We start from the raw sequence: 5,359 nt of genomic DNA on the forward strand, positions 1-5,359 counted from the left end.
ATCAAAAAAAGTCATCCCTTCTACTTGTTTTAATTGCTCTAACACTTGTTCTAAATTTTTTGTCTTACTAATTATTGTGGTTGTATCCGGTAATATGATTTTTGTAATCCATTGCGCTACTTTTCGATTGTTCCAGTACAAACTATGAGCTTCTGCTGCACCAAAAATTATTGGAGCAGATGACAGAGCATTTTTGATTTCTGGTCGGAAAATAAGACATCCCAGAGAATTACAGTTCCTAACGAATGGGCAATAAAGTGAACTTCTTTTTCTTGAGAGTAAGTATTTAAAAAATCGTTAAATTGTTGAACAATAACATTTCTTATTTTTTTACCATTTTCAGAGTTCAAATATGTAAAAGTATCACCTAAAAACTCAGAAAAATATACTTCTCTAAATTTTTGATAACGAAATGCAATATCTGGATTAAAATTTGGATTCTGAGTTTTTTTACGATGTAATTCCTGATAGATTTCTCTCCAAATTGCATGAGTCCCTTTTAAATTATCTCCCCAAAACCCAGAGTAAAAAAATGGTAAAGGAGAATTATTTTTTTGAAATTCTTCTTTAATTAAATCTGGTAAAGAATCAGCATATTGTACTGTTTTTGTATTGACACCGTGAAGAAGAAATACAAGCATATTGACTATAGTATTGTAAGAATTCAAGATAATTTAATAATTTCCAGTTTCTCCTTCTTCAGCATCCGATCGCGTTCGACTTTGAAAAATTTTCCGCACCCATTCATCCCGAGTCATTTGGGGAGAACGATCGCCATCGATCGCCGATTTTTTTTCAACAGGAGAAGTTTGAAAAATCGTCACGGGATCGATGGGTTCGTTAACTTTTGAAGATGGGGGAATATTGCCTCGATTTTGATTTTTCCTTTCCGGGTTTTGGCTTTCCTCGGCGATCGCTTCCCGATGAACCGGGGATTCTGAAATATCCTCGCGAGGTTGGGGAGAAATGATTTCTGTTTCTGTTTGTTTTCGCGCAATTTCTGCTTGGATCACCTCAAGTTGCTGTGCAGTTTCTACGCGATCGGTTAAATCTTGTGTCGAAGAAACCAAACTACTCAAGCCATTCACCAATCGTAAAATATTATTACGAAATTCTGGATTTCCCGTTAATTCTTCCAAATCCGAGGTAATCTTCTGGGTATTTTCAAAAGTAACGCGAGCCGAATTGAGAGTGCGTTGGAGCGTAATTAAAGTCGTCGGATCGTTAAAAGAATTTGAGACATTGCGAAGATTGACAGAAGCCGCCGCCGCATTCGCAGTTAATTCCTCTAAATTTTGAATGGTTTGAGTCGTATCAATCGATCCCACCGTCGTATTCAAATTGGTCAATAAAAGCCGTAATTGGTCGCTCGTACTGCCCATATTATCGAGAGTTGCCGTTAAACCCGCTCGATTGTCCGAGATAACCCCACTGAGATTATTCGCCAGTAAACGATATTCCTCCGCCGTTGCATTCAGTTGGGTTGTTGTGGATGCTGCTGCACCGGTAATGGCATTGGCCGTGCGAGCAACCGTCGTAAGTTGAGTGCGAGTTGTTTTGGAAAGTAAACTCAATTCCTTCCCCAATACCGTTAATTCGCTCACAGCGCGATTAGCATTTTCTGTTAGCGCTTTAACATTCTCAAAAAATTCTGGATCGCTGAGGCGATCGCTCAAGGCCACGCTACTGCGAAGGGCATCATTAAAAGTAATTCCAGAATCCCCCTTTAAGCGATCGCGCTGACAGACAATCAAAGTACTATCGCAACGAGAACTGAGGGGATTTTCTAAAGTGCTGGGCTCGGGAAGATCGCTAAGGGGTGTAATTTCAATACTGGTTTCAGCAATCAATCCTGCTTGTATCGCTTCAACGCGAGCCTTTTGAGGAATGAGAAGATCCGGTGGGGAAATGGAAACCGTGACCACAACGCCATTAGTTTCCGGGGTAATTGCCGTAATATTTCCCACCTTATACCCCCGATAGCGGACAGTCCCTCCTACCGCCATACCATTCGTATTGGCAAACTCAATAAAAATTTCGTAACTGTCTACCCCGAATTTTAAACCGCGCAACCAAACAGCAAGAGTGCCGAAGACGGCGAGACCGACGAGGATAAATAGGCCTACCGACCCTTCTCGTATCGTCCGCGATCGCATAATTGACTTTCCTCCCCTTTAATTCACCACTCGAATTGGACCTTGTAAACTCGCGCTAAAAAATTGCTGTACGAAGGGGTTATCTGTGGTGTCAATTTCAGCAACACTGCCTTCCCAACTTAGCTTACCATCATAAAGAAAAGCGACGCGATCGGCAGTACGACGAATCGTGCTTTCTTGATGGGAAACCATGACGTAGGTGCCGCAAATTTTTTCTTGTCGTTGCAATTGGCGCACTAAATCCTCAATCACCGTTGAGGCGATCGGGTCTAAACCCGCCGTCGGCTCATCGTAGAGAATCACATCGGGATTATCTTGAGGATTATAGGGATTGGCCATAATCGCTCGTGCAAAACTGACCCGCTTTCGCATTCCCCCAGAAAGTTGAGCGGGATAGCGATCGCCAATATCACTCAACCCCACCATTGCTAATTTTTCGGTGACTAAATCGCGAATGGTTTGGCGATCGAGCTTCGAGTGCTGAAAGAGAGTAAAGCCGACATTTTCTTCCACTGTTAGAGAATCAAACAGGGCGGACTGTTGAAACACCATACTAATAGCAATGGGATCGGGACTATCTTCAATTAAACCCAGCCGGCGCTGTCCAGCAATATAAACTTCTCCAGAATCGGGACTCAGCAATCCCGCAATAATTCGTAAAATGGTTGATTTCCCTGCCCCCGAAGGTCCAATGACCACTAATGCCTTACCGGGATAGATACTGAGATCGATCGCGTCCAAAATGACAGTATTGCCAAAAGATTTACTGACTTTTCTCAGTTCTACAATGGGAGCCATTTCCATGAACAATTATCAATGAACAACAGGTCGATCGGATATGACGAATTCGATTGTTCCGTCCCTCGACCTCAATTATCAATGGGGAGGGGAACAGAGACAAACTCCCCAAACTCCCCACACCCCCCCATCTCCCCACACCCCCCACACTCCCCCATCTCCCCACACTCCCCACACCCTACTCCTCAGCGATGCCAAAAACGCGGTTAAAGGCTTTGCTAACCTTATAACCGGAATCAATGGACTCGAGGGGGTCTTTTCGGAGGCGATGGCGCAGGGAAAGGACGACTACTCGGCGAATATCATCTACCGTAACTTCTTCCCGTCCTTCAAAAGCAGCCAAGGCTTTAGCCGCGCGGTTGGTAACGATATCTCCCCGCAATCCATCCACATCCAGTTCCGAACAGACTTCAGAAATATTCACCCGCAAGTCATAATCGATCGCCACATTATTGAGACGATTTTGGGCGCTGACTAATTTTTCCTGTAGGGCATCTTGTTCCCCTTGATATTGGTCACAAAAAGCGTGGGGTTCCCCATCAAACTGCGATCGCTGTTCGACAATTTTCACCCGCAAAGCCGGCTCCTTCACCGTATGAATTTCCGCGTGCATTCCGAAGCGATCGAGGAGTTGGGGGCGCAATTCCCCTTCTTCTGGGTTTCCCGATCCCACCAAGACAAAACGGGCGGGATGGCGAATGGAAATCCCCTCTCGTTCTACCGTATTCCAACCACTTGCAGCAGAATCGAGGAGAACATCTACGAGGTGATCGTCAAGAAGATTGACTTCATCCACATAAAGAATGCCCCGATTAGCTTTAGCCAGCAAACCAGGTTCAAACGCCTTCACCCCTTCCGAAAGCGCTTTTTCAATATCGATCGTGCCGCAGACCCGATCCTCCGTCGCCCCGAGGGGTAGATCGATCATCGAGACTTTTTTGCGGATCGTGGCAAAAGTTTTTCCTTGAGCCATAGCCGTGCGAAGTTCCTCGCTCATTAGGTCGGGGTCTTGAGGATCGCTATTAAAAGGATCGTTTTCAACGATTTCAATTTCCGGCAATAATTCCGCCAGAGCGCGGATAGTCGTAGATTTCCCCGTACCGCGATCGCCCATAATCATCACCCCACCAATTTTAGGATCGATGGCGTTGAGTAAGAGGGCGAGTTTCATTTCCTCTTGACCGACAATAGCCGTAAAGGGAAAAACAACACGACGAGTTTGAGTAGGTTGTGGCGATAGAGCAACAGTTGCGGTCATAAAACTTTAAATTTCCAATAGCCAAATACAAGATTAATTTATGGTTTTGCCGGAAAGCAAATGTTTATTTATATTAACGCCTTGTCGTACCGATTCCCCAAGATGAGAAACTGAAAGCCTTTAACCTATAGGGCAGTATTTACTCGCAGACACTCTTCCGAGCATTTCATGAATGTTATCAATTGTTAAATTATCCAAACGGAAGAGTAGGGGGGATGCGCCTTCCCCTCACTAAGAGTGAAAACAAAAAATGTTGATACAGGTAAAAATTCGCTATGATAGATTATGATAGATTCTTATCTTTCCCAGTTTCAACATAGGTGAGCAAGGGAAAGAAAGTCCACTTATCAAGTTAGTTAGTTTAGTCGATTGCCTTATGACCATCATTCCCGCAGATTATCTCAATGAAATTGCCGACGAATACGGCGTGACCGATGCTGAATTGGAAGTTTTGTCCTTGGCGATTCAAGGGGTTTCCAATGCTGACATTGCTGCCCGCTTGAATATTCAAGCCGCCGCCGCCCGCAAGCGTTTGGGTGAAATTTAAAAAAAGTTTCATATTTCCGGAGCCGGCCCCGGAAAACTGGCCAAACTCCAACAAATTCTCGTCGAACGCCATCGGATGAAAGAGGCTCGCGGTGGTGACGATCTCGAACCCAAAACCGATCCGAGCCAACCTTTGCGAGATTGGGGACAAGCTCCTGATGTCTCTATTTTCTACGGTCGCGAGGAAGAGTTAAAAACCGCCAGCACCTGGATGATCGAAGAAGATTGTCGCGTTCTCGCCCTGTTGGGTATGGGAGGAATCGGTAAAACCTCTCTTTCTGTTAAATTGGCGCGACAGTCTGAAGAAGAATTCGATTGTGTTCTCTGGCGATCGCTTCGTCAGGCACCGTCCTTATCGGAATTGTTGACGGATTTATTGCGGACTCTGGCTCGTCCCGCTCGTTCGATTTTGTCAGATCCCCTTGACGAAAAAATCTCTCACCTGATTAAAGTATTGCGCGATCGCCAATGTCTGCTGGTTTTGGATCGCGTTGATGCCATCCTCAGCCCCGAAGAATTGGCCGGTCAGTATCGCGACGGCTACCGCAATTATGGCGACTTCTTCCGACGCTTGGCAGAAGAAACCCATCAAAGTTGCGTA

The 5,359-nt window shown here is 45.0% G+C and carries 6 protein-coding genes; 2 read left to right on the forward strand and 4 right to left on the reverse strand.

Annotated elements, in window-relative coordinates; translation table 11 throughout:
* Positions 1 to 167: 167 nt before the first annotated feature.
* The 4 genes from VB714_RS20775 to bchI form a co-directional block, all read right to left on the reverse strand.
* Positions 168 to 668 carry a hypothetical protein gene (locus tag VB714_RS20775; RefSeq protein WP_323226595.1) on the reverse strand — a complete coding sequence of 167 codons (501 nt, stop codon included), beginning with the start codon at positions 666 to 668 and terminating at the stop codon, positions 168 to 170.
* A gap of 6 nt (positions 669 to 674) precedes the next feature.
* Positions 675 to 2,156, reverse strand: a complete 1,482-nt coding sequence (locus tag VB714_RS20780; protein ID WP_323226596.1) for an MlaD family protein — start codon at positions 2,154 to 2,156, stop codon at positions 675 to 677.
* An 18-nt stretch (positions 2,157 to 2,174) separates the two neighbouring features.
* On the reverse strand, positions 2,175 to 2,954 hold the full coding sequence (locus VB714_RS20785; protein ID WP_416309756.1) for an ABC transporter ATP-binding protein: 780 nt from the start codon (positions 2,952 to 2,954) through the stop codon (positions 2,175 to 2,177).
* A 178-nt stretch (positions 2,955 to 3,132) separates the two neighbouring features.
* A complete protein-coding gene (bchI, locus tag VB714_RS20790; RefSeq protein ID WP_323226598.1) occupies positions 3,133 to 4,212 on the reverse strand; it encodes a magnesium chelatase ATPase subunit I in 1,080 nt (359 codons plus the stop codon).
* A 376-nt stretch (positions 4,213 to 4,588) separates the two neighbouring features.
* Here bchI and VB714_RS20795 point away from each other — a divergent pair, with 376 nt between their 5' ends.
* Together VB714_RS20795 and VB714_RS20800 are read left to right on the forward strand one after the other, a co-directional pair.
* Positions 4,589 to 4,759: a LuxR C-terminal-related transcriptional regulator gene (locus VB714_RS20795; RefSeq protein ID WP_323226599.1), complete on the forward strand. Its 171-nt coding sequence runs from the start codon at positions 4,589 to 4,591 to the stop codon at positions 4,757 to 4,759.
* Between the two features lie 75 nt (positions 4,760 to 4,834).
* The coding region (locus tag VB714_RS20800) for an NB-ARC domain-containing protein (RefSeq protein WP_323226600.1) at positions 4,835 to 5,359 on the forward strand (525 nt) is incomplete at its 3' end.

It is taken from the genome of Spirulina sp. 06S082, from assembly GCF_034932145.1.
Lineage (GTDB): Bacteria > Cyanobacteriota > Cyanobacteriia > Cyanobacteriales > Spirulinaceae > CCY15215.

Excerpts from the sequence above, each read along its gene's own strand:
- VB714_RS20780 (WP_323226596.1), bottom strand. The coding sequence starts at position 2,156 with ATGCGATCGCGGACGATACGAGAAGGGTCGGTAGGCCTATTTATCCTC.
- VB714_RS20785 (WP_416309756.1), bottom strand. The coding sequence starts at position 2,954 with ATGGCTCCCATTGTAGAACTGAGAAAAGTCAGTAAATCTTTTGGCAAT.
- bchI (WP_323226598.1), bottom strand. The coding sequence starts at position 4,212 with ATGACCGCAACTGTTGCTCTATCGCCACAACCTACTCAAACTCGTCGT.
- VB714_RS20795 (WP_323226599.1), top strand. The coding sequence starts at position 4,589 with ATGACCATCATTCCCGCAGATTATCTCAATGAAATTGCCGACGAATAC.